The sequence below is a fragment of the Embleya sp. NPDC008237 genome, from assembly GCF_042956465.1.
GTDB lineage: Bacteria > Actinomycetota > Actinomycetes > Streptomycetales > Streptomycetaceae > Embleya.
Genome location: NZ_JBIBGL010000005.1, coordinates 630,151 through 653,537, shown reverse-complemented (window position 1 = coordinate 653,537; position 23,387 = coordinate 630,151). Strand labels below are relative to the sequence as shown.

General features: G+C 72.3%; 18 protein-coding genes. 11 read left to right on the top strand and 7 right to left on the bottom strand.

Going from position 1 to position 23,387, the window contains the following annotated elements; genetic code table 11:
- The first annotated feature begins 26 nt into the window (after positions 1–26).
- Both ACFZBU_RS16570 and ACFZBU_RS16565 read left to right on the top strand, forming a co-directional pair.
- Positions 27–1,316, top strand: a complete 1,290-nt coding sequence (locus tag ACFZBU_RS16570; RefSeq protein ID WP_391584270.1) for an MFS transporter — start codon at positions 27–29, stop codon at positions 1,314–1,316.
- A 256-nt stretch (positions 1,317–1,572) separates the two neighbouring features.
- Complete coding sequence (locus ACFZBU_RS16565) at positions 1,573–2,046, top strand: methylglyoxal synthase (protein WP_391584269.1); 474 nt, start codon at positions 1,573–1,575, stop codon at positions 2,044–2,046.
- 176 nt (positions 2,047–2,222) lie between these two features.
- Here ACFZBU_RS16565 and ACFZBU_RS16560 read toward each other — a convergent pair whose 3' ends face one another.
- On the bottom strand, positions 2,223–2,483 hold the full coding sequence (locus ACFZBU_RS16560; RefSeq protein WP_391584268.1) for a response regulator transcription factor: 261 nt from the start codon (positions 2,481–2,483) through the stop codon (positions 2,223–2,225).
- A gap of 205 nt (positions 2,484–2,688) precedes the next feature.
- Positions 2,689–3,774 (bottom strand): polyprenyl synthetase family protein, encoded by a 1,086-nt coding sequence (locus ACFZBU_RS16555; RefSeq protein WP_391584267.1) that lies wholly within the window; start codon positions 3,772–3,774, stop codon positions 2,689–2,691.
- 703 nt (positions 3,775–4,477) lie between these two features.
- Here ACFZBU_RS16555 and ACFZBU_RS16550 point away from each other — a divergent pair.
- Both ACFZBU_RS16550 and ACFZBU_RS16545 read left to right on the top strand, forming a co-directional pair.
- Positions 4,478–5,446, top strand: coding sequence for a hypothetical protein (locus tag ACFZBU_RS16550; protein WP_391584266.1), 969 nt, complete (start codon positions 4,478–4,480; stop codon positions 5,444–5,446).
- Positions 5,447–5,635: 189 nt separating this feature from the next.
- The gene (locus tag ACFZBU_RS16545) at positions 5,636–7,120 is read left to right on the top strand and encodes a hypothetical protein (RefSeq protein WP_391584265.1); all 1,485 of its coding nucleotides are present in this window, start codon (positions 5,636–5,638) and stop codon (positions 7,118–7,120) included.
- A 270-nt stretch (positions 7,121–7,390) separates the two neighbouring features.
- Here the strand turns inward: ACFZBU_RS16545 and ACFZBU_RS16540 are convergent, their stop codons facing one another.
- Positions 7,391–8,719 (bottom strand): hypothetical protein, encoded by a 1,329-nt coding sequence (locus ACFZBU_RS16540; RefSeq protein WP_391584264.1) that lies wholly within the window; start codon positions 8,717–8,719, stop codon positions 7,391–7,393.
- A 98-nt stretch (positions 8,720–8,817) separates the two neighbouring features.
- Here ACFZBU_RS16540 and ACFZBU_RS16535 point away from each other — a divergent pair, with 98 nt between their 5' ends.
- Positions 8,818–10,371, top strand: coding sequence for a protein kinase (locus ACFZBU_RS16535; RefSeq protein WP_391584263.1), 1,554 nt, complete (start codon positions 8,818–8,820; stop codon positions 10,369–10,371).
- Between the two features lie 101 nt (positions 10,372–10,472).
- The gene (locus tag ACFZBU_RS16530) at positions 10,473–11,036 is read left to right on the top strand and encodes a helix-turn-helix domain-containing protein (RefSeq protein WP_391584262.1); all 564 of its coding nucleotides are present in this window, start codon (positions 10,473–10,475) and stop codon (positions 11,034–11,036) included.
- Between the two features lie 31 nt (positions 11,037–11,067).
- On the opposite strand, the gene ACFZBU_RS16525 is transcribed toward ACFZBU_RS16530, so the two are convergent.
- Complete coding sequence (locus tag ACFZBU_RS16525) at positions 11,068–12,144, bottom strand: AraC family transcriptional regulator (RefSeq protein ID WP_391584261.1); 1,077 nt, start codon at positions 12,142–12,144, stop codon at positions 11,068–11,070.
- A 282-nt stretch (positions 12,145–12,426) separates the two neighbouring features.
- Here ACFZBU_RS16525 and ACFZBU_RS16520 point away from each other — a divergent pair, with 282 nt between their 5' ends.
- Both ACFZBU_RS16520 and ACFZBU_RS16515 read left to right on the top strand, forming a co-directional pair.
- Positions 12,427–13,395, top strand: a complete 969-nt coding sequence (locus ACFZBU_RS16520; protein ID WP_391584260.1) for a helix-turn-helix domain-containing protein — start codon at positions 12,427–12,429, stop codon at positions 13,393–13,395.
- Positions 13,382–14,575 (top strand): hypothetical protein, encoded by a 1,194-nt coding sequence (locus tag ACFZBU_RS16515; RefSeq protein WP_391584259.1) that lies wholly within the window; start codon positions 13,382–13,384, stop codon positions 14,573–14,575. Before ACFZBU_RS16520 ends, ACFZBU_RS16515 begins: the two co-directional genes overlap by 14 nt.
- Positions 14,576–14,634: 59 nt before the next feature.
- Here ACFZBU_RS16515 and ACFZBU_RS16510 read toward each other — a convergent pair whose 3' ends face one another.
- A complete protein-coding gene (locus ACFZBU_RS16510) occupies positions 14,635–15,534 on the bottom strand; it encodes a hypothetical protein (RefSeq protein ID WP_391584258.1) in 900 nt (299 codons plus the stop codon).
- A gap of 386 nt (positions 15,535–15,920) precedes the next feature.
- Between ACFZBU_RS16510 and ACFZBU_RS16505 the strand changes: the two genes are divergently transcribed.
- A complete protein-coding gene (locus tag ACFZBU_RS16505; RefSeq protein WP_391584257.1) occupies positions 15,921–16,916 on the top strand; it encodes a hypothetical protein in 996 nt (331 codons plus the stop codon).
- 100 nt (positions 16,917–17,016) lie between these two features.
- Here ACFZBU_RS16505 and ACFZBU_RS16500 read toward each other — a convergent pair whose 3' ends face one another.
- Positions 17,017–18,162, bottom strand: a complete 1,146-nt coding sequence (locus tag ACFZBU_RS16500) for a Glu/Leu/Phe/Val dehydrogenase (RefSeq protein ID WP_391584256.1) — start codon at positions 18,160–18,162, stop codon at positions 17,017–17,019.
- Between the two features lie 126 nt (positions 18,163–18,288).
- Here ACFZBU_RS16500 and ACFZBU_RS16495 point away from each other — a divergent pair, with 126 nt between their 5' ends.
- Complete coding sequence (locus tag ACFZBU_RS16495; RefSeq protein WP_391584255.1) at positions 18,289–19,272, top strand: LysR family transcriptional regulator; 984 nt, start codon at positions 18,289–18,291, stop codon at positions 19,270–19,272.
- A gap of 810 nt (positions 19,273–20,082) precedes the next feature.
- Here ACFZBU_RS16495 and ACFZBU_RS16490 read toward each other — a convergent pair.
- Complete coding sequence (locus ACFZBU_RS16490) at positions 20,083–20,946, bottom strand: hypothetical protein (protein ID WP_391584254.1); 864 nt, start codon at positions 20,944–20,946, stop codon at positions 20,083–20,085.
- Between the two features lie 724 nt (positions 20,947–21,670).
- On the opposite strand from ACFZBU_RS16490, the gene ACFZBU_RS16485 reads away from it, so the two are divergent.
- On the top strand, positions 21,671–23,377 hold the full coding sequence (locus ACFZBU_RS16485; RefSeq protein ID WP_391584253.1) for a helix-turn-helix domain-containing protein: 1,707 nt from the start codon (positions 21,671–21,673) through the stop codon (positions 23,375–23,377).
- The last annotated feature ends 10 nt before the right edge of the window (positions 23,378–23,387 follow it).

Here is a 23,387-nt window from a genome sequence, read left to right as displayed (position 1 = left end):
CTCGGGGCGACCGGCAGGCTGCCGGGATGAGCCAACCGCACTCACCCTGGCGTATCGCCGACTTCCGCACGTTGTTCACCGCGGCGGCGCTCAGCGAACTGGGCACCAACATCGGCTATGTCGCCGTCCCGCTGATCGCCGTCGCGGCCCTGGACGCGAGCCCCGGCCAGGTCGGCGCGCTCGCCGCGCTCGGCACCGTCGCGTTCCTGCTGATCGGCCTGCCCGCCGGCGCCTGGGTGGACCGGATGCGCCGCCGCCGCGTGATGATGGTCGCCGACCTGGTCCGCGCCGCGCTGATCGGCTCGATCCCGGTGGCCTGGTGGCTGGACGTGCTGACCCTGCCCCAGCTGTACGCCGTGGTCCTGGTCAACGGCTGCGCCACCGTGTTCTTCGACGTCGGCTCGCAGAGCTTCCTGCCGCATCTGGTCGGCCGCGAGGCGCTGGTCTCGGCCAACGCCGCGATGGTCAGCCTGATGGCAGGCGCCAACATCGCCGGCCGCAGTGCGGGCGGCTTCCTGATCCAACTGGTCGCGGCCCCGGTCGCGCTGGTGTGCACCGTGGTCGGCTACCTCGCCTCCGGCCTCGGACTGGCCCGGCTCCGCGCGGACGGCGCACCGGCCGCGAACGACGGCGCCGGGCGCCGGTTGCGGGCCGAAATCGCCGAGGGACTGCGCCACGTGGGACGGCGCCGCGAGTTGCGCGCCCTCGCCGGCACGGCGGCGTTGACCAACTTCGGTTCGCAGTTGGTCAACGTGCTGCTGCCGGTGGTGTTCGTTCGGGAACTGGACCTGCCCGCAGGTGCGTTGGGGCTCTACCTGGCGCTCGGCGGGTTCGGGATCCTGGTCGGCGCACGCTGCGCCGGGCCGATCGCCGGCCGGCTCGGCTTCGGCCGCACGCTGGGCGTGGCCGGACTGTGCCTGGCGCCCGCAGGGCTGCTGGTTCCGCTGATCGACCGTGGTCCCTGGCTGGTGGTTGCCGGCCTCGGTTGGTTCCTGGCCACCGCCAAGATGGGCATGGACAACGTGCTCGGGGTCAGCCTGCGGCAACGCCTGACGCCCGACGCGCTGCTCGGCCGGATGAACGCGACCTTCCGCTGCCTGCTCACCGGCGCCTCCGCGATCGGCGCGGTGGCCGCGGCGCTGATCGGGCAGTTCGCCGGCGTGCACACCGCGATGTGGGCGGGCGGTGTGTGCCTGTCGCTGGGCTTCGTCCCGGTCTTCTGCTCACCGGTGCGCAGGCTGCGCGTGCTCCCGGAGGGGCCGACCGTGGCGGTGGCCGCCACAGCACGCCCGGAGACGCCGGCCGCGAAGGCGTAGTCGCCGTCCGACAGCCCCTTCGCAGGTTCGGCGCGGCCGGAAGGGCTGCGGCGGCGCGCAGCAACGCGTCGGCGACGCGCCGCAGGCGCGGATCGTGTGCGTCGCGCGCGGGCCCTCGGATGCGTGGGCTGCCGGGTGCGCGGGCCGGTTGCATGATCGATTCGTCTTCTTGTGGGTGTCATGTCCCGGCCACACCGGCGCAACACGCGGCGGCAAGACTGGGGGCATGCCAAAGCCCAGCACACCGGAGATGCCTGTGACCCAAACGAACGACCTGCTCGACCCGAACCACCACCACGACCGCGAGCGCGGCATCGCGCTCGTGGCGCACGACCGATGCAAGCCGGAGATGCTCGCCTGGGCCCGGACCCACCGCGCGACCCTGGCCCGGCACCGCCTGTACGCGACCGGGACCACCGGCGGCATCCTCGCCGACGAACTCGACCTGGAGATCATCCGATTCCGCAGCGGCCCGCTCGGCGGCGACCAGCAGATCGGATCGCGGATCGCCGAGGGCGCCGTGGACCTGCTGGTGTTCTTCTGGGACCCGCTGAGCCCGCAGCCGCACGAGCCCGACGTACGCGCGTTGTTGCGCCTCGCGGTGCTGGCGGACATCCCGGTGGCCTGCAATCGGGCCACCGCCGACTTCGTGATCACCTCGCCGCTGCTGGCGATGGCGGACGACCCGGATCGCACCGGCTCGCCGATGTTCGCCCCGCTGGCGGCGTAGCGCCCTCGCACCCGCCGGCGCGCTCGGCAGGGGAGCCGGCTCGCGGACGGAGGTCGGGCGGATCCGGAGAGTGGGCGAACCCGAGGTGGGCGGAGCCGGAACCGGGAACACCCGGCGCCGGGACTGCCGCGGCGCGAGCGCGACGGCCGACTGCCCGCTCCACGGGCCGATTTCGCTCAGGGCCCGGACAGACCGGTGCGGTAGGCGTAGCGCACCGCGTCGGCCCGGTTGCGGGCGTTGATCTTGGCGAAGGCGTTGTTGATGTGTGTCTTCACCGTCGCCTCGCCGATGGCCAGCGCGGCGGCGATGTCGGCGTTCTTCAGCCCGTTCGCGATCAGCGTCAGCACCTCCACCTCACGATCGGTGAGCCGATCGGGATGTGCGGTACCGGTCGGGGCCGCCTTCGGGAGCACTGTCGATTCGGGCCGGTCCGTCACGTCGGTCAACCTTTCGAGCCCCACCGCAGCCATCGCGGTGATTCCGGCCGTGTTCGGTGAGTTCTGTGCTTTCGGGACGGTGCGTACCCGCTCGCGCCGGACAACCTACCGGGAACGGGACGGCCGCGATCCCGATGCGACGACGCCGGAATGTGCGGGCCTCCGCCGGCGCCTCGGTCGACGGAGGCCCGCGCGTGGGGTGCGGTCAGCCGGCCGCGGGCGGGGCCGGCTCCCGGCGGGACCAGTGGGTGAGCACCTCGGTGTACGGGTTGACGGGAAGCCAGGAGATCGCGTCCCGGGCACTGCGTTCGTAACCGTCGGCCAGGGCCCGGGCCTCGGTGCCCGCGCCGGTGGTTTCGACCAGCGCGCGCATCCGGGCGAGCGCGGTCTCCGGGTTGGCCTCGTGCAGCAGGGCGTGCCGGATCGCGGCGCGCTGTTCGATGGTGCCGCGTTCGTGGGCGAGCAGCACCGGCAGGGTCGGGCGGTGGTTGCTCACGTCGCTGTCGGCGGGCTTGCCCATCGTGGCGGCGGACGCGTCGTCGTACGGGAGCAGGTCGTCGCGGATCTGGAAGGCCAGGCCGACGTGCCGCCCGAACGCGCCGAGGGCCTCGACCGCCGCGTCGGTCCCGCCGCCGAGGATCGCGCCCACCCGGCAGGACGCGGACAGCAGTGCGCCGGTCTTGTGGCCGGCCATCGAGAGGTAGTCCTCGACCGGGCAGTCCAGGTCGCCGGCGAAGCCGAGTTCGTCGAACACACCCTGGCACATCGCGGTTCCGCCCTCGGCCTGGGCAGCCATCGCGCGGGCGATGCGCTCGCCGGGCACGCCGTGGCGCGCACACTCGGCGAGTGCGCCGAACCAGGCGAAGTACAGGCTGCTGCCCGCGATGATGGCGCGTTCGGGGCCGTAGGCGACGTGTACCGCGGGCCGGCCGCGCCGCTCCTCGTCGGCGTCGACGATGTCGTCGTGCACCAGGCTGCCGGTGTGCACGCACTCCATGCCGACGGCGGCGGGCAGCGCGTGCTCGACCTCGCCGCCGACCGCGAGTGCCGCGTACATCACCAGCGCGGGCCGCAGCAGCTTGCCGGTGGGCAGCAGCGCGTATCGGTGCACCGCGTGCATGCCGTCGGCGCCCTGCGGCCAGCGGCGGGCGAACTCGGCGGCCAGGACGGTCGGTACGTCCACGATCGGCCGATCGCACAACTCGTACGGGGTGGGCGCGACGCTCGTGTGCGCTCGTCCGGTCGATCGACGTTTGTGTGCCGTCGAGGAAACCTGCGGTGTTTCGGTCACAGCTTGCAAACCCCCTGTATTGCCCCCGGAGCGCGGGCCCCCGGAGCGCCGAAGCGGTGGGGGCGACGCATGATGCGGACGCTCGCCGGCGCCCGGATCAACCCAACAGACCCGGGCGGGTCGCCGACAGCCGGGTACGGAAGCATCGCTCCGGCGTGCGCTCACCCGAACGGGAATCCGTGCCTCCACACCCCACCATCGCGTGGTTTCGCGCCGGGGGGCGCACGGCTCGCGGGCTGCGAGGACGGGCCGTGTGCACGCGCTGCCGGCGGTCGGCGGTAGCCGGACACCGCCCGGCGGTCGCCGTCCGCGAGCGTGGCCCGCGCCCGTCGCGGCGCGAACAGGCCGCGGCGCGCGACGACGCGGACCCGTGGATTGGCCGATTCGCGCTTCTGCTTCCGCGTATTCGGTCCTATCGGTCGCGTGGGCCGGTTCCTAGACTCCGCATGGGTTCCGTTGTTCGGTTCGCCGTGACCGTAGGACGCCGATGCCGACCCCACCCGCCGCCCGCGCGTCGCGGCCGTCCGCGACCCGAGGCGATCGGGCCGTCCGGCACCCGGACACCGACGACCGCGACGATGCGCCGCCGCGGTCGAGGCGCATCCCGCCGGCGGGCGGCTTGTGGTCGCTCCCGAGGCGGACCGGATCCGGTGGCGGTGGGCATCGCGTGAGGCAGGATCGATGGGGGACGAGGTCGAAGGCGATGAGCGCAGGTCACATGCGGTGGGACGACGCGGGGGACGCGGGTGGTGGCGACGCCGGCCCGCGACCGGCGTTGGCCCGACCACGCTGGTGGCCGGCCGATGCCGAGCTCGACGCGTGGGCCGCGCCGGCGTACACACCGACCGATGCGCGGTTCGCGGGCCCATCGACCATGACCGCGGGGGCGTTTGCCCAGCCGGAGGGACCATCGCCGATTCCGCTCGCGCCGGGTTTCCAGGCGGGCGGACCGCCGCCGACGGACCTTCCGGCGGATGGTTCGGGCGAGGCCGCCGGACGACCCCCGTGGTTCTGGTCGGCATCGGGACTTCCCGAGACGGGGGCGGAACCCGATCCGGCGTTCGGTGGAGACTGGGCGGGGACCACGGGTGAACCGAACGCCTACGACTGGAAGTCCGAGCAGCCGGAGCCGCAGTCCCGGGTGCGCCTCGTGATCGCCGGGGTGCTCCTGGTCACCGGCATCACCGTCGCCGCGGTCCTGCTCACCGGCGGGGGCGAGGAGGACACCGCTGCCGACGCGCCACCGTCCTCGGCGCCCCCGGCGACCGCGAGCGTGATCGCTCCCGATCAATTGGCCGCGTATCAACCCCGGCAGGTGACCAGACGTTCCGCCGACGGACGCATCCAGGTGTCGTGGCAGGCACCGACCCGGACCGACGGGATCGCCGGATACATGGCGATCGCGCAGAGCCCGGCCGGCGCCTACCAGAAGACCGAGTTGCCCGGCGCGGGTGAGACGAGTGTCGTGTTCACGGGCCCGCCGGTGAGCGCCGATTCGTGTGTGGTCGTGGTGACCCTGATCACCGGGGAACCCTCGATGAAGTTGGCTCCCGGCGCACCCGTGTGCGGACCGCCGGTGACCGGAACGCCCGCCTCTGGAATGCCCAGCTCTGGAACGCCCGCCTCCGGAACGCCCGGAGCCGGCACGCGGCCGTCCGCTTCGGGCCGTTAGCGCGCAGGCCCGACACGGCGCGGGCCCGACACCGCGCGGCCCGGCCCCGACCCGATCCATCCCGAACAGGTTCCACCCCCGAAGCGGTTCCACCCCCCGTTCCCTCCCGGAACCGGGAACCGGTTCACCCTCCTCCGAACCGATTCCGGCCCGAGGACCAACGCACTCAGCTCGACCGAAGGAGCGTACGTGCCCGACGATTTCGTGGTGCCGGCGTGGCCCGTCGTCTCGATCGAGTTGTCGATCGACGACACGGTTCACGTCGACGGGGAGCGGATCCCGGTGCCGCCAGGCGCGTACCCGCGTGCGGTCGCGCTGGAGAAGGCGGCGGCGACGGCGCGTTCGCTGGGCCGTCCGGTGCGCGCCGAGGCGAGGGAGCCGGACGGCGTGATCTTCCCGCTCATCGTCGCGCCGGACGGCACGGTCAGTGCGTCGGACAGCCCGCTTCCGCCGCCCTCGAAGCGACGCTCGCTCCCGGGCCGACGCAAGCGCACGCCGCGCCCGGATGTCGCGCCGAGCCCGGATGCCCGGGAACGGCCGCCGGCCGCCGACGTGTCGACGGGCGCGCGGAGTGGAATTCCCACCGGCGCGGTGGATCCGAGGACGCGAGCGACGCCCGACGGGCCGCACGTCGAGGCGCCCTCCGGGCCGGCGGGCGAGTCGTCCGATCGGCAACCGTCGAACCCGCCGAGCGAAGGCGCCTTCGTCGAGCCGCCGTTCGACCCCAGGGAGCAGGTCCAGCGGGCAGCGACGCAGCAGGCATCGGCCGGTCCGGATGCCGAACCGGCCGGGCAGGCAACCTCGTTCGAACCGACGCCACCCACCCTCGACCATGCCGAACCGGCCCCCATCCGCCATTCGTGGCAACCGCCGGCCGAGCGGGTGCCCGTCGAGGAGGAACCCCCGGCCTTTCCCGAACTGACCGCGCGCACGGTCCCCGAGCCGCCGGCCGCCGGCCACCGGCCGACTCCGTCCCCGGCCGGACCGACCGCCCCACCGGAGCCCACGCCGCCCCCGGCCAAGCCGACCACCCCGCCCGAGCCCACGTCGTCCCCGGCCCCGGCCAAGCCGACCACCCCGCCCGAGCCCACGCCGCCCCTGACCCCGGCCCCGGTCGAGCCGACCGCTCTGCCGGAGCCCACGTCGTCCCCGGCCAAGCCGACCACCCCGCCCGATCCCGCGCCGCCCCTGACCCCGCCCTCGGTCGAGCCGACCGCCCCGCCCGAGCCCACCCCGCCGCCGGCCCTGGTCGAGCCCACCGAGGAACAGAAGCGGATCATCCTGGAGATCGCCCGGGCGGTCCGTTCGGGTGCGGACGACCAGGCCCTGGCCATGGCCGCGTCCCTGGACGCGTCGGTCGACCACGGCGGAGACGAGTACGCGCTGCCGCCCGTGCGCGAGGTACATGCCTATGTGGCCCTGCTGACCGGTCGACCGGCCCTCGCGGTGGAGTTGTACGCCGACGCGGCCCTGGCCCGGGGCGCCCACCCCCACGACGCGGCCCGGATGATCGAGAACGCGCACCACTGCTGGTTGCGCGTCGAGGAGGTGGAGGCCGCGTACGACCTGGGCCCGGTCGTCCTGCGCGCCTACTCGACGATGCCCACCGACCCCGGACGCGACGCCGCACAGGACCGCATGCGGTTCCTGCGCGCCCGGTTGGCCGAGTCCTAGGCCGTGTCCGGCGGATCTCGGCGGGGCCGCGCCGCCTGGCACCGCACCTCGCCGCACCGGAGAAACAGCCGAATGGAACCACTATGCGGCCGCTTCTCCGGCACGCCGAGCCACGGCACCGGACGACGCGACCTCATCCACCAGGATCCACCGGACACGGCCTAGCGGAGCAGCAAAAGCACCCGGCAGCGGTGGCCCGCGGGGCGCGGGGGCCACCGGCGTCCGGGGCCATCCGGTCCGAACCGGAAGTCGGATCAGGCGGGCCCGGGTTCAGTCGCTGGGGGCTTCCGGAGCACGCCGACGAATCACCCAGGTCGCCAGTCCGGCGCCGAGCAGCAGGGCGAGCGGAAGCCCCAGCCAGACGGCGGGACCACCGAAGGCCGCACTCGCACCCGCCGAGTCCCGGTTGCCGCCGGTCGGTTGCGCCGCGGAGCCCGCCGCCGGGCTCCCGCCCGTCGCGACCCCGCCCGGCGAAGCGGTCGACCGGGAGGTCGCCACCGACATCGACGGGTCGGGTACGTACGCGGGTCCGGGTTCTTTGTTGCCGCCGACGGACACGTCGACCGCGAGCGAGCGCTGTTCGCCCTCGCCCTGTACCGCGACCGCAAGGTAGTACCACCCCGGCAGCATGTCGGCGACCTCCTGCTGCCGGTCGCTGCGGTTGAGGTAGCGCACGGGCCGCGTGGCGAACGGGTCCGGACGGCCGGCGAAGATGTGCTCGGTGTCGGACACGGATCCGAACTCGCGGGCCAGTTCCTCGCGCACGGGGTTGTACAGCCGGACCTCCGTCGGCGCGTACCCGCGCCCGCCGCCCACCCGCGCCTGGACGGCCAGGCTCTGACCCCAGTCCAGGCGGACGCGGTAGAAGACCCATTCCCCGAACGCGATGTCGTCGGTGAAGTGGCCGGAGCCGGGCAGCGTGCCGGCGTCGGTGAACGAGCCGCCGCCGAGCACCGGTACGGGAGAACCGCCCGGCTCGGTGTAGCGCGCGATCACGGATTCGGCCGGGCCCGTGTCCGAGACGGCCGGTTCCAGGAAGATGCGCAGTTCCAGCGGGACCGGCGGCCCGGTGCCCCGGCGGGTCACCGAGAACACCTGTCGACCCGGCTTGGCGCAACTGTTGTTGCGGCCGGTCGCGGTCGCTCCCCAATTCAGCGACGCCGTGACGACCTTGATCACCGACTGGGACAACCCGGTGTCGGTCCGGCACGAGGTGCTGCGCTCGTCGATCTGTTTCAGGTCGAGCGCCTCCAGGCCCTTCACCGTGCTGACGGTCGTCCCGGACACGTACACCGTGTACCCCAAGGGCACGTCCACGGCGTAGTACTTGACCTCCTTGTCGGCCATCCGGTCCACGTAGTCGCCCGGAGCGAGGGACACCGCGCGGGCGCCGTCGGGCGCGCCGGAGACGGGAGTTCCGGTCGGGTTGTACGTGCGAGGCGCGCGCTGGGCTGGCCACCGGGGTGCCGATTCGGCCGTCGGCCGGTCCCGGGCGAGGCCGTTCGCATCGGCGGCGTATGCGTGCGGGGCCATGCCGAGCAGCGAGACCGCGCCCAGGATGAGTGCCGCCGCACAGGCCGGGAAGGCTCGCTGTTCCATGCCCGGGAATGTAGATCAGGGTTGCACTTGCAAACAATGGATTACCGGCGAGTAATAGCCCCTGCGGGGCGTCCGAACCCCTGCGCTAGGGTGACGACGTGCCCACACCGCTAGCCGGTCGTTTCACCCTCGTCGATCCCGTCGGAACCGGAATGTCCGGCACCGTATGGCGGGCTTTCGACCATCGGTTGGGTGGCTATTGCGCCGCCAAACTGGTGCGTCCGGCCGACGCGGGGCTGCTGCTGCGGGTGGTGCGCGAGCAGGGGTTCAGGCTGGAGCACCCACACGTTTCGTCGCCCTACACGTGGGTCGCCGACGGCGACGTGCTGATCGCGATGGAGTTGTTCGAGGGCGGGTCGCTGGCCTCGTTGATCCGTGATCACGGCGCCCTGCCGCAGGCGTATGCCGGGGCGATTCTCGGCCAACTCCTGGACGCCCTGGAGCATGTGCACGCGGTCGGCCTCGTGCACCGCGACGTCAAGCCGGCGAACGTCCTGCTGGAGGTGACCGGACAGGATCGACCCCGTTGTCTGCTCGGCGACTTCGGCCTGGCCCTGCCGCGCGAAGGCCCCAGGCTCACCGAAGCCGGTCACGTGGTGGGTACTTGGGGCTACCTGCCGCCGGAGGCGTCGACCGGCGCACCGCCGGACGTGCGTCGGGATCTGTACGCGTCGGGCATCCTGGCCTGGCAACTGCTCACCGGCAGCGAGGATCCGCCCGACGGGCCGCCGGACTTCCCCGTCGACGGAGGCCCGTTGTGGGACCTGGTGCGCACGCTGACCGAGCCCGAGCCCGGGGCGCGACCGGCGGACGCCGCGACGGCGTCGGCCCGGCTCCGGGAGATCGTTCCCGGCCTGGGACCGGTGACGCCGGCGACGACCGAGGACGGCGAGCCGATCGAGGTCTTCGACGTGCTGGGTCCGCTGCCGGAGGGTGCCCCGGAGGGCTCGGTGCTGCGCGACGTGGAGCGCACCTCGGACACGTGGCAGGAGGGTCGCAGGCCGAGCCCGCGCGGAGCCTCGTCCGCCGCCCGGGTCGGCGCGCACGCGCCGGAGCCGGCCGCCGAGCTCCCGCCCGTACCGCCGACCCCACCGGAGCCGGCCGCCGAGCTCCCGCCCGTACCGCCGACCCCACCGGAGCCGGCGGTCGAGCCGTCGACTCCGGTCGTCGCGCCCGAAGCCGAGGCGCCGTCGATCTCGCTGTGGTTGCGCGCGGCGGAGCGAAACGCGGCCGATCCGATCCCCGTTTCGGCCACCCCCTTCGGGGCGGCCGAAAATCGCGGCGCGTCCCGGCGGGTGGGACGTCGGGGCACGTGGGTGATCGTCGGCGCCGTGCTGGCCGTCGCCGCGGCGACGGCCGCCGTGCTCACCTCCGGCGGTGGTGGTGCGGAGGATCCGGTCGGCCCCGGCCCGACCTCCCCGCCGAGCGCGCCGGTTCCGTCGGCGGCGCATGGTGGCGGGTCCAGCGGCAAGGGAACGGTCGACCCGCCCGCGTCCCGGGTGTCCACGGCGGTACCGGAGGAGATCGTGCCCGGCGGCGCGTGCAATTGGTACGAGGTGTCGGCGGAAGCGCCCGTACCGGGCGGCGGACGCGTGCGTTGCACCTATCGGGAGGACGGGGCGTATCGATGGATACCGATCCCGGCGTCGTGAGTCCGCCCGTGGGTCGGTGTCGGGCCGCACCCGTCCGGCGACCTTCGATTCACCGGGGGATTGCAATTGCAAACGCGCGACTCGCGGTGCATGATTCCACGGTGGCCAAGTCGCAGGAGGACCAGGAAGCCATCGCGCGCAATCAGGCGCGGCAGATGGAGTGGTACGGCGAGCCGCTGCACGACCGTTTCCGGCGGCTGCTGAAACGGCTGGGCGCCTCGCAGATGGAACTGGCGGCGATGCTGGGCCTGTCCGCGCCGATGCTCTCGCAGCTGATGTCCGGGCAGCGGGCCAAGATCGGTAATCCGGCGGTGCTGGCCCGACTCCAGGAGGTGGAGGCGCTCGTTGCCTCGACCGACTTCGACCGCCTGACGGTCGCCGACCGCGAGGCCGCGCTGGAGCGCATCCGCGCACACCAGCCGAGCACCCGCACGGCCCTGCGCCTGAACGGACCCGAGGTGTTGTCCGGGCCGCGCGCGGACCCGGCCGCAGCGGTGCACGCGGTGCTGCGGGCGGTGGCCTCGGCCGCCGAGATCGAGTCCGCGGCCGAACTGCTCGCGAACCGTTACCCGGGCCTGGCCGAGGTGTTGCGGGTGTACGGCAACGGTCGCACGTCGGACGCCCGCGAGCACTTCCAGGCCACGGTGGGTCCGCCGACGCTGTAGCCGAGCCCCACGCGCGGGCCGGGTACGCCGGTCAGACCGCGGCGCGGGAGACCGCTCCCGGTGCCGCCGCGCCGTGGCGCAGGGTGTGCGAGGGCAACTGCCCGTACGTCTCGCGGTACATCGACCCGAAACGGCCCAGGTGACCGAAGCCCCACCGGAGCGCGATGTCGGTGACGGTGTCCTTGGATCGCCCCTCGGCCACGTTCAGCAGATCGGCGTGCGCGCCCGCCAGTCGCACTCGGCGCAGATGCCCCACGGGGGTCACACCCAGGTGGATGCGGAACTTCTCCTGAAGCGTGCGCACACTCATCCCGGCCGCCGCCGCGATGGCGCCGACCGAGATCGGTTCGCCGGCGTGCTCGGCGCAGTACGCCAGTGCCCGGCGCAGACCATTCGGTTCGCTCGACCCGGTCTCGGGTCGCGGGCCGGCGCCGTGGGCCGGCGCGCAGGAGAGCAAACCGTGCACGAGGACCTGCTCGAAGTGCCGTGCGGCCGACCGCGAGCCGGCCAGGTGTCCGGTCGCGTCGACCATCGCGCTGAAGTCGCGGGCCAGCGACAGCCATTGCCGGACACCGAGGTCGGTGTTGTCCAGGTACGGGCCGAGCGTCGGGGCCTTTCGGTGACACCCGACGGCTTCCCGGCCGATCGCCCGGTCCAGGACCTCGCCGGGAATGCGGACGATCACCACGGAGGTGTCGGGTTCCCAACTCAGTCGGGCCGGCCGGCCGGGGCTCAGTACACAGGGGGAGAGCGCACTTTCCACGTCGTCGATGACGACCCGACCCCAGCCGCGGTGCCGGATGGGGATCAGGTGGTCCGCGGAGCTGCCGTCGAAGTACATGTCGGCGCGGACGCCGTAGGCGAGTTCGAGGATGGAGATCTCACCCTCGTGCAGTATCCGGAAGTTCGCGTCGATCCGCCCACCGGGTACGTGCAGTCGATGCGGACCCAGTCGCGAGGCCACCGCCGCGTGCCCGGCGGCCGGGTCGGTCCCCCGGTAGAGCACGCGTCGATGCGCGGTGGCCTCGACCGAGGGAGCGCGCTCGACCGCGGGGCCGGCGGGCCGCCGCGCGACCAGGACGGGGCGGAAGGGGATGGCTGCGGACATGATCTCCCGACTCTTCGCATCGATGGAGGATTCACGAGGCTTGCGGGCGGATTGCGCGGTCGGCCGATATGCGCCCGGTCATCCCTTTTGCCCACACCGTATAAACGCCTGCTCGATCGCCTCGACATCGGATGTCACGGACCGCGTTCGAATGAACGCTCTTTTGTAGAGTGTCGGTGGATAGGACGTGCGGCATAAGGTCGAGGACGTTACCCGTCGCTGATAAATTCGCGGGTAACTACGCGGGCCGCGCCGGGTCGGCCCCGTGACGGGGAGATCGATATGCCGAAGATCGATGACCGCAAGCCCTTTCCCACCGAATTGTTGGCCACGCCGGCCATGATTCGAGCCTGCGCCGACCGCGACTTGGGGGCCATATTCCGCCTCGCCCAGGACGACCTCGGATTTACACTGAGTAAATTGGCCCGGCTGTGCGAGATGACGCCCAGCAGGGTGGGCGATTACGTCAAGGGAAGGGCTCAGGTGCGTCAGCAGCACGTCATCGAGCGTGTTTCCGAGGGGTTGCGGATTCCCGGCGAAATGTTGGGCCTGGCTCCCCAGCCGTGGGAGGAGGACCGCGCCGCGGAGGCCGGCGGTCCGGCGGCGGAGCCGGTCCGCGCCGTCGCGGACGATCACCCCGAGTCGATGCCGTGGGACGAGCCGGGAGACACCGCACATCCGTTCGGGGACGCGGTCGAACTCTCCCTGAAGGTGGACATCGAGGTCGGTCGCGCGGGAGACGTGCGGTTGACCTACCGCCAGGTGGTGCTCAACCTCACCGGCCGGCCGCTCACCCGCATGGTCCGGGAGATGTGGTTCGAGCACACCCGGGGTCGCTTGACCATCACGCCCACCGACGCGTGCGATCGGCAGATCGCCATCCAGCGCCTGTACGACACCACCGGCCTGAGCAAGTTCGCCTGCCAGATCTCGCCACCGGTGCCGCCGGGGGAGACTACCGTCATCGAATACGTGTGTGAGGGAGGGATGTTCGTGGACTCGACGTACTGGCGTCAGGCCATTGCGCGGCCCACGCGAGACTTCTCCCTGAGCGTGACCCAGCACGGGGTCACCGAGTTCCGCGGGTGCGGCGCGATCGAGCAACATCCGGACGGCTCGGAGAATTCGGTGACCCAGCACACCCGGTGGAGTCTCGACGAGGATCGACTGCACGTGACGTTGTCCAGGCAAGACCTGCACGCCAATCAGTACGTGACCCTGCGTTGGGATGTGGTCCATGACAGTGCGTGACGAGATCGAGGCGGCGATTCGCGCCTGGCACCATCTGGAGATCGATCGAGGTGGTGCCCCGATCATCGACTTCGACTTCTTTCCCGAGGCCGAGCCGGTGGCCGCCGCCTGCGATCGGCTGGCGGTGCACGCTCGGCTGAGCGACCTCGCGGCGACGCCCGCGGTGGCCGACGCACCGTGTCTGGCCACCCGGGTGAACGCCGATCTGGCATATCTGGGCGCCCAGTTGGGGGAGCGGCGGGATCTCGACGAGTACGTCCGAGCGACCCAGGGCTGCGCCGCCGTAGGCTGGTCGGGGGACTACGTCGGCGAGCGCGCGACCATCGCCCGGGAGCTGCTCGGGGAGCTGGGGATCGGTTGGCACGACGCCACCGATCGGGAGCTGCGGATCGCCGAGGAGCCGTTGCCGGCCGACTCGGCGCCGGCCGAGATACGCGCGGCGACCGCCGACTTCGAACCGGCCGTGCGCAAGGTGACCGAGTCCGAGGCGTCCTACGAGCTGACCATCGAATGCGTCGACGTCGACGCCTACTGGGCCTATTGGCTCGACGGCGCGGGACGCCACGTCCGGCTGCGGCTCAACCCGCGCAACGCGCGCTTCACCCGGGTCGGCGCCCGACAGTTCGCGCTGCACGAGGTGCTGGGTCACGGGCTCCAGGCAGCGAGTTTCGCCCATCGATGCACCAGCGAGGACGTGCCCTGGGTGCGCGTCCTGTCCGTACACGGACCCACGCAGGTGGTTCTGGAGGGGCTCGCCCAGGCACTCCCGTTGTTCGTGGCCCCCGACGACGCGGTGTTGATCGCGCGGGTGCGGCTGGACCACTACCTGCAACTGGTGCGCAGCGAACTGCATCTGGCGATCAACCGGGGCGTGGGCGTGGCCACGTGCGCGGCCCATGCCCGGGCCCGGGTGCCGTTCTGGACCGACGAGCAGATCGCCGATCTGATCTGCGACCGGGGCGCCAACCCGCTGCTGCGCTCGTACCTGTGGGCGTATCCGGCCGGCTTCGACTGGTTCGTTCGGTTGGCCGAGGAGGCGGGACCGGTGGCCGCCGACGTGCTGCGCGCGGCATACCGGGCGCCGCTGCTCCCCGACGACCTGTACGACCTGTGGGGGGACGGGCCACAGGTGGGCGGGAGCGGGACTCCGCTCGCGCCGCCGGCACTCACGCGGCGCTGACCGGCCCGGCGCGGCCCCGCCGGGGCGGGGCCGCGGAATCGGGTCGAGTCGCCGTGCGATCAGGCGCAGGCCCGCGCCTGCGCCATGCGCCTGCGGGCCGCCCGCGCACCGGGAGAATCCGCGATCCCACCGGCCGCGTAGGCGTCCACCACCAATGCGCCCACCGCGTCCGCCACGGCCGAGTCGGGGACGCGCAACCAGGAGAAGTGCGCATTCGCGGCCATCCGCGCCGGCCACTCGCCGGGCTCGGCCAATGCGTCACCGAACGCGACCGCCTCGGCGTACAACCGCACCGCCAACTCGGGCCGTCCCATGACCAGCGCGACGTATCCGTGCACTTCGCGCATGGCCAGTCGCTCCGCCGGATCGGCTGTCGTGGCCGCGCCCGCGTCCAGATCGGCGGCCATCGCCAACGCCCGGGCGCCGTCCCCCGCCTGCACCGCGCCGCGAATCAGGTCCAGCACCAGCCGCTGCTCCCGCCGGGGCGCGGGCAGCCCGTCGGGCAGCCGGTCGGGCTCGCCGACGGCACCCGGCGGGGCCCAGGTCGGCCGAGGCGCCATCGAGGCGGATCCGGCCGTGGAGGGCTGCGCGACCGGGGCGGGCGGTGTCGGCGACCGAAGGGGTACGGGGGCGGGCGCCGGCGCCGCGACCTCCGGAGTCTGGTGACGCCGGCCGAACAGGCCGCGCCGTTGCGGCGCCGCCGGTATCGGCGCGCCCGCCTCGGCGATGGACCGGTCCGCGTACACGTTCAACGGAAAGATCGTGCCGTCCGCCTCCACCGCGTGCACCCGCACCGGATGCCCGAGCAGGCGCGCCTGCTCCGCGACGACCGCGAGTGCGGTTCCGCGCGGATCGCCCCCCGGCGGAACCGGAACGGTTTCACCGGCCACGCGTACGGATTGGTCCGCCGAGATCTCGACGGTGATGACGGGCCGGTCGGGTACGAGGCCAGTTGTCATGGGGGGCTCCTCAATATCAGGAATCGACGCACAAGCGACACGGCGGTGACACGCAGTTGGAAAGCGCTTACGGAATCGACCGGGATCACGACCGAATGCCACCGCCCCATCGCTCGATCCGGGCGCCTACCGGAAAGGGGGATGCGGAACTGATTTGCAGCATACATTCGGGGGCCTGGCACGAACAGCGGCAGTTGTCGACGGGCGCAACATTTCGAGGATAAAATAATCGTCGCGGTGACTTTCGATTCGATGCGGTCGGTGGCACCCCGGTTACTTTCGGGTTTACCGAGTTCGGGTAACCGCAACGACCTTTGCGCGCGCGCCCGAGGGCCGCATGCTGGCGGCAGGTAAGGCACGATCTCGCATCGGCGGAGAGAAAACGCATGAAACTCCCGAACAAGGTCGACGCCCTCGACGAGCTCACGGACGCGATCGAGTTCCTGTCCCCGGCGCGGACGGCGGCGGCCGTCCGACGGCTGGCGGCGGTGTATCCGCACACCGCCCTCCCGGATCTCTACGAGAAACTGGTCGCCGTACGCCGATGTGCCACGGCCGAGCCTCGGGGCGCGGATCCGGACGATTCGCCGGTCGACCCGTTGACGAAGGCACTCGCGCTCGGCATCCACGGGTGGTCCCGGCACGACCTGGGGGATACCCGCGAGGCGTTGGCGACGACCCAGGCGGGAGTGTTGAGCGCGGTCGTGGACGCGCGCGACCCCAGTGCCGAAGTGTGGCTGCGCGGAGTCCAGTCACTGATCGCCTATCGCGCCGGATGGGTGCACGAGGCGCTGCGCTACGCCCGACTGGGCGCCTCCGTGCACGACCCGGCAGTGGGCACGGCGTCGGTGTGGGTGCATTCCCTCGTCGCGCTGACCCAGGCCACGTTGGGCGACGCGCTCGCCGCGTCGGCCGCACTGCGCGCCGCCGCCGATGCCCGGGAGTTGTCCCGGCGGGACGAACTGGACGAGGTCGGTGGCCTGTTGCACTTCGATCCGGCCAGGCAGAGTACCTATGAGGCGCTGACCCGGGCCTTCATCCCCGGCGCGGAACGTCGGGCGATCGAAGCCGCGGAGAGCGCCCTGAGCGAGTACGAGGCGGCGGCCCCCACCGGCTACTCGCGTTCGGACGAGATGCTCGCCCGGGTCGCCATCGCCCTGGCCTACGCGAGCCTGGACGAGATCGAGGCGACCACCGAGGCGCTGCGTCCGGTGCTGCGACTGGACTCGGCCTGGCGGGTGCACGGACTTCTCTCCCTGTTGATGGTGGTGCACGTACGGCTGCGCCGTCCGATGCGGGCGCGCGAGACGCGGGTGCGCGAACTCCAGGAGGAGATCGAGACCTTCTGCCAGATGCCGCTGTCCCTGGACCTGTACACCTGAGCCCGATCGAGCGTCCGAGTCCACCGCGGTGCAGCCATGCGAAGGGGGTCGCGGGTCGATGATCGCCTGCGATCACGACGTCCGCGCGGGGACACCGCGGTCAGCGCGGCACCCGTCCCTTGAGTCGCATTGCCGCGTGCACCCGATCCTGGGCCAACGAGAGCGCGGCCTCGTGCGAGGTGATCCCTCGACGCGCGGCCGCCTCGTGCACGAGCACGGCGTTCTCCCGCAGCTTGGTCGACACCGTCGCGCGGATCGACTCCGGATCGGGGCGAAACGCCGAGTAGCGCGCGTCCATGGCGAATCCGGCGGCCACCACGCCGCCCGCGTTCGCGATGAAGTCGGGTACCACCACGATGCCCCGATCGGCGAGCACACGCTGGGCGGCCGCGGAGGTGGGCAGGTTGGCGCCCTCCACGATCAGTCGGGGGGTGATCGTGCCGGCCGTCGCCTCGTCGATCACGTCCTGGATCGCCGCCGGTACCAACACCTCGGTCGGCACCGACAGTTCGAACCCCAGGGGGTGCACGGTCCCACCCGAGTACTCCTTGATCGCGAGATCGCCGCTGTCCGCGTGCAGGCTCAGCAGCCGGGTCACGTCCAAGCCGTGCGGGTCGTACAACGCGCCGTGCACGGAGGAGACCGCGACCACCGTCGCACCGAGTTCGGCGAAGCGGCGGATCGCGGCCGAGCCGACCGCGCCCAGCCCCTGGACCGCGACCCGCGCGCCCCGGAGCGGCAGGCCGACACGGGTGAGCAACGCGTCGGCGACCTCGGCCACCCCGAACCCGGTGATCCCGAGCCGGTCGTAGGGGACTCCGCCCAGTACCGCATCGGTGCCGACGGCCGTTCCCCGATCGCCCAGTTCGTCCTGGACGATGGCGGCGTCGTCCTCGGTCAACCCCATGTCCAGGCCGAACACGTATTCGCTGGGCACCTCGTTCGAAAGTGCTCGGGCGAACGCCCGCAGCACCGCCTCCTTGTCCGGGCCGGCCGGATCGTAGACGATCCCGGCCTTGGCGCCGCCATAGAAGAGGTCGACCGCCGCCCACTTCCACGTCATCACCCGGGCCAGTCGGGCCACTTCGGTGGTACTCACGGTCGGGGACATCCGGGTACCGCCCTTACCCATGCCACGGGCGGTGTTGTCGATCACCAGAACGCCCTTCATCCCGGTTCGGGTGTGTGACACGGAGACGACCTTCTCCGGCCCCCATTGATCCATCAGCGACAGGACATCCGACATGTCGAAGCGCTCCTTCAATCCCGACGATCGATACGGCCACCGTGCTCCAACAGCGTCGTGGCACGCACCGCCGGTTCCTAGAGGCGACAGCCCGAGACCTCGTTCGAGCGAGGCCAAGGAATCCTGATGCTCAACCCCTTGCACTTGCGCACGCTCGTCGAAGTGGTACGCACCGGATCGTTCGCGCGCGCCGCGCGCCGCACCGGATACACCGCCTCGGCGGTCTCCCAGCAGATCGCCGCATTGGAACGCGCCGTGGGCACCCCGCTGTTCGAACGGGAGGCGCACGGCATCCGGCCGACCGGGACCGCCTTCACGATCGCCGATCGAGCACGCGACGCGATCGCGGTGTTGGACAGCCTGGAGCGCGACATTCGCGACGTGGTGCAAGGCCGCAGCGGCCGACTGAGTCTGGGTACGTTCCCCACCGCGGGTGAACGCATGGTGCCCTACGCCGTGGCCGAGTTGACCCGGCTGCATCCCACCGCCGAGATCCTGTTGGACGAGGCCGAACCGGACGACCTGCTGCCGCAGGTGCAAAGCGGCGACCTGGACCTGGCCCTGGTCTTCGCCTACGACCTGGTGCCGCGGGTGTGGCCGAAGGAGCTGACGGTTCTCCCGCTCGTGGAGGAGACCCTGGCCCTGTTGCTGCCGAAGGGACACCCCGCGCTGCGCGAGGACGGGGTCGACGTCGGCGAACTGGCCGAGGAGCGCTGGGTGGCCACTCGGGCGGGGACGGCCGGCGCCACGAGCCTGTTCCGGGTGTGTGCCGCACATCGGTTCGCGCCCAGGGTCGCCTTCCGCAGCAACGACTACGACGTCGTCCAGGGTCTGGTCGCCGCCGGAGCCGGCGTCGCCATCGTCCCGGGCCTGGCCTATCAGGCCCGGGAGGGCGTGGTCGGCGTGCCGCTGGCGCACACGCCCTCGCATCGCCGGGTGTCCGCGCTGTATCGCACCGCCAACCGCAACCCGCTGCTGACCGCGGCGATGGACGCGTTCGTGTCCGCCGGCCGTGGACTCCAGGACCGCTTCGTACGAGCGGACGAATCGATTCGCCATGCCGCGGACTCGAACCCCGAGCCCTCCCGGCGCCACGAGGAGGCGAGCTGACCTCGGGCGGTCACGGTCAAGCGCCAGATCGGCTTGGCCTTCACGTCAGATTCCCGCGTCCTGTGCGGACTTGGCCGAGACCCGCACATGGCGCACGCTTGTCGCACCGAGGGGCCCGACCGTCTTCGGCGGCGCCGGCCTCGCGGATCGCGACACGGATTCCTCCTGGAACGATTCTCGCCGTCATTCAGGAATGGAAGGGAACTGAGATGACTTGCTCCACTTCGTCGCCCGGCAGAGGCCGCGGCGGCGGTACCAGAGACGGTTATCGCCACGCCGGGACGCGAACCACGCGGGGCGCGCACTGCCTGCCCCGACTGCTGACCGAGCCGTCCGACCACCCGACGTCCGTCCCCGCGGGCCGAGGGAACTGAGCGCTGCGGATCGGTCGGCGGCCGGGCCGTCCCCCTCAATGGCGCGGGGGACGCGCACCCTCCCGGCCATCGCCGACCGATCCGCCGCGCCGGTACCGGTACGGAACCGGGGTTCCATCCCCGCCCGGATCCGTACCCACCATGGCGGCCCGGGTGGATGAGTCGCGCCGTGTCCACCCGGGCCGCCTTGACGGAGCCGAGCCATTTTCGAACGCACCGGACGCCACACGTCCGGATCCGACGACGACCGAGCGCCGACCCGCAACCGGGTCGGCGCTCGGTCGTCGTGCCGTCGCGCCCTGCCGGACCAGGCCGTGTCCGGCCTTTCGTCCCGCCGCGGCAGCCCCGAGACCGACGCGGCGGGGCCGGGCCCGGGTCGGACCCGCCCCCGCCGGCGGAACCCGACGCTGCCGCGGCGGGACGCAAGGGCTCTGGATCAGCGGGAGTTGTTCGGTCGACGGCGCAGTAGCAGCAGGGCGCACACGCCGGTGACCAGGATGGCCGCGGAGGCGCCGGCGATTCGGCCCAGGCCGCTGCTCGCGCCGGTCCGGGCCAGGCCGGGTACGTTCGCGGCGGGGGCGGGCGGCCGTTGCTCGTCCGACGGCGTGGCCTCGGGCGTGGTCGTCGGCGGCGCGGTGGTCGGCGCTGCGGTGCTCGGCGGTGCGGTGGTGGGAGCGGCGCTCGTGGGCGGCGCCGTCGTGGGAGCGGCGCTCGTCGGCGGTGCGCTGGTCGGTGGCGTCGAGGTGGGCGGCTTGGTCGTGGGCGGCTTGGTCGTCGGTGGGGCGCACGCCTTGCCGCCGTTCCAACCGGCGATCAGGTCGAGCGGATACTTGGCGTCGGGATAGTGCGGCAGCGGATTGGCCTTGCCGTCGAAGACCTTGTCGTTGCCGTACAGGTCGATCTGGCCGAAGCAGGGCGGCGCGTGCTTGGAGATGTCGAGTGCGGCGCTCTTGTGGTCACGACCGAGGGTCACGGTCTTGGAGCCGAGATAGCGCTGGGTGCCCGAGGTCTTCCAGGTGGGCCCGTCCGCGCTGTAGGCGGCGAGCGAGACCTTGTACGAGCACGACTTGGGTACCTCGCCCACGATGCGCACGTTCACCTTGGTGGCGAGCGCGCCCAGCAGACCCGCCGAGGACCACGTCTTTCCGCCGTCGATCGACCATTCGACGCGGGCCGACCCGCAGGTGTTCTTGGCGTCGTCGGCCGCGTGTGCGGATCCGGCGACCAGGATCGGCCCGACGAGTGCCAGGGTGCCCACCCCCAGGCCGGCGGCGAGCGAACCGATAGGGCTTCGTTGCACTGAAAGGCTCCCCGAACTGGGTGGAATGCGGCGACCCGTCCGATGACGGAGTCCGGGGGGTAGATTCTCGCCGGGTATCGGTGTGCGGCAAGGTCGAGTCGCTGAACCGTCTCGGGTATACGCACCGGTAGCCCGCGTCCTCGGCGGCGGCGCCCGCGCGGAATCATCGATATCGACCGCAGCCGGCCGACTATTTCCGCGGCGCATTCGCGACGGCACGGTGTGTGAGTGGAATTGCATATCCGAGAGCATGCCGAGAGCGTGCGCGCGTGACGTGATATGCGCGGTCCGTGACCGGCGGAGAACGACGCCCGACGCACCGCGTCCCGGGAGGTGGGCGCGGGCGGGCGACCGGTCGCCCGGCCCGTGCTTCCTTGGGCGACACCCGGGATGCGGTCGTGCGAGGAGCCTCGTCCGGGCCGGGCCGGGCGGCATGTCGGCGCAGCCCTTCGGCGCCCGGGGGACATTACGAAACAGTCTCGACGGAATTTGCTCACGGTGAATTCCATGCGGTCGTGCAGGTGGAAATAGGCACGCCTATGTTACCCGCAGGTATACCCGAGCCGGATAACGCACTCGACCTTATCCGAGTTCCGCCGGGCGGTTGAAAATCCGAGCAATGTGCCTTATCCGGCGCGGGTCATGCTTCGGGCGACACCTCGGTCCCGGACGGTCCACCCGACGCATGCCCGCTCCGTGATCGGCCGGACGAACGGGGGCGGTAATGAGCGCGACGTATGTGGAGAAGGGCCAGGTCCTCCACCGGAGCCGGACGAGTCGTCCCGGCCTCGCCGAGGGGCGTCCCGAGCGGGCCACCCCGCTCGTCGACGCCCGCCAGGATCTGTACGGCGACCCGTTTCACCCGGACGCCGACGGCGAGCACGCGGCGGAGCGACGCGTTCGCGACCTGCTCACCGCACAACGGCTGGCGGCCGGCCCGAACGGGACCCGCGATCTGCTGCGCTGGCTCGCCCATCGCACCGGCGCGCACATGCGCATCGTGGACCGCGAAGGGGCCGTGCGGCACGAGGCGTTCGGGCCCACCGGCCGGCCCGCGACGCGCGACGTGGGCGAACGCGGCGAGACCGGCCACACCATCGCCCTGGGACCGATGGGCGAGCGGGACGCACCCGAGGGGACACTGCACATCGTCGGCCGCGCCGCCGCCCTCGACCACACCGAAGGCCTGCTCGCCGATGCGGTGCCCGTTCTCGGTTGGGCCTGGAACGCGGAGCGAACGGCCGCCGAGCGCGCCCGGATCGCCGAGGCGGGCGCGCGCAGCCGGCAGGCGGTGCTGCGACTGCTGAGCGCCGGTCATACCGCGACGGCCAGGGACGTCGCGCTGGCCATGGGCTCCCCGCTTCCCGACGTGGTGAGCGTGCTCGTGGTCCGGTTCCCCGAAGAGCGACGCCGGGGCATCGAGCGCGCGGTGCAAGGGCTGGCCGGCGCCGGCATCCGATGGGCGCCGGACCTGACGTGGTCCGATTGCCTGGTGTTGCTCATCCCCGTGGAGGGGAGGGCGCCCACGACGTCGGAGTGTCGCGACGCCGGGGAGCAGCGACCCGAGGCGGCTCATCGGGTGGCCGATCGACTGGCCCGGGAGTTCGTCGACGTCCTCGTCGGAGTCGGCGACGCGTTCGCACTCGAATGCACCTCGGTGGCGTACGAGCAGGCCGCGCAGGCGCTGTCGCGAGCTCCGGTGGGTACCGATCGGGTGGTCGCCTTCGGCGAACACGCGACACCGGAGGAGTTGATCGGCCGCGCCGGCGCGGCCTGGGCGCGGCGGCGGCTCGCGCCGTTGCGCACGTATCGGCCGACCCGGCGCGCCGATCCGGGGGCCGACGAGTTGACCACCACCCTGGAGACCTGGCTGCGTCTGGGGGGACGGGCCTCCCGCAGGCTGCACGTGCACCGCAACACCCTGATCGCGCGTTTGAAGACCGTGGCCGCGCTCCTGGACGTGGATCTGGATGCGCTGGCCGTGCGCGCCGAACTGTCCCTGGCGCTGCGGATCCTGGCGCTGCACCCCGGATCCGGGCAGGACGCCGCCGGCACGCCCGGCGCGGCGCAGGCCGGTGCGGCCGAGGAGGCCGACCATGCCGACGAGGCGGTGACCGTCGAGGATCTGCTGGCCATGCCCCGGGTTCGGGTCTGGGCCCGGGAACGGGTCGGCCCGCTCGGGTCGCGGTCCCACGACGTGGAGACCCTGCGCACCTGGCTGGACTGCGACGCGCGCATCGAGCCGACCGCCGCGGCCCTGGCGATCTCCGCCCCGGGAGTGCGCAAGCGCCTGGTCCGGATCGAGGAGCGCCTGGGCACGGGGCTGATCGGTTGCCCCGCCACCCAGGTCGACCTGTGGCTCGCCCTGAAGACGGGCGCACTGGGCGCGATCGACGCGCCGACCGAGCGGCACACCGCGACGCGATCCTGAGCCGACGCGG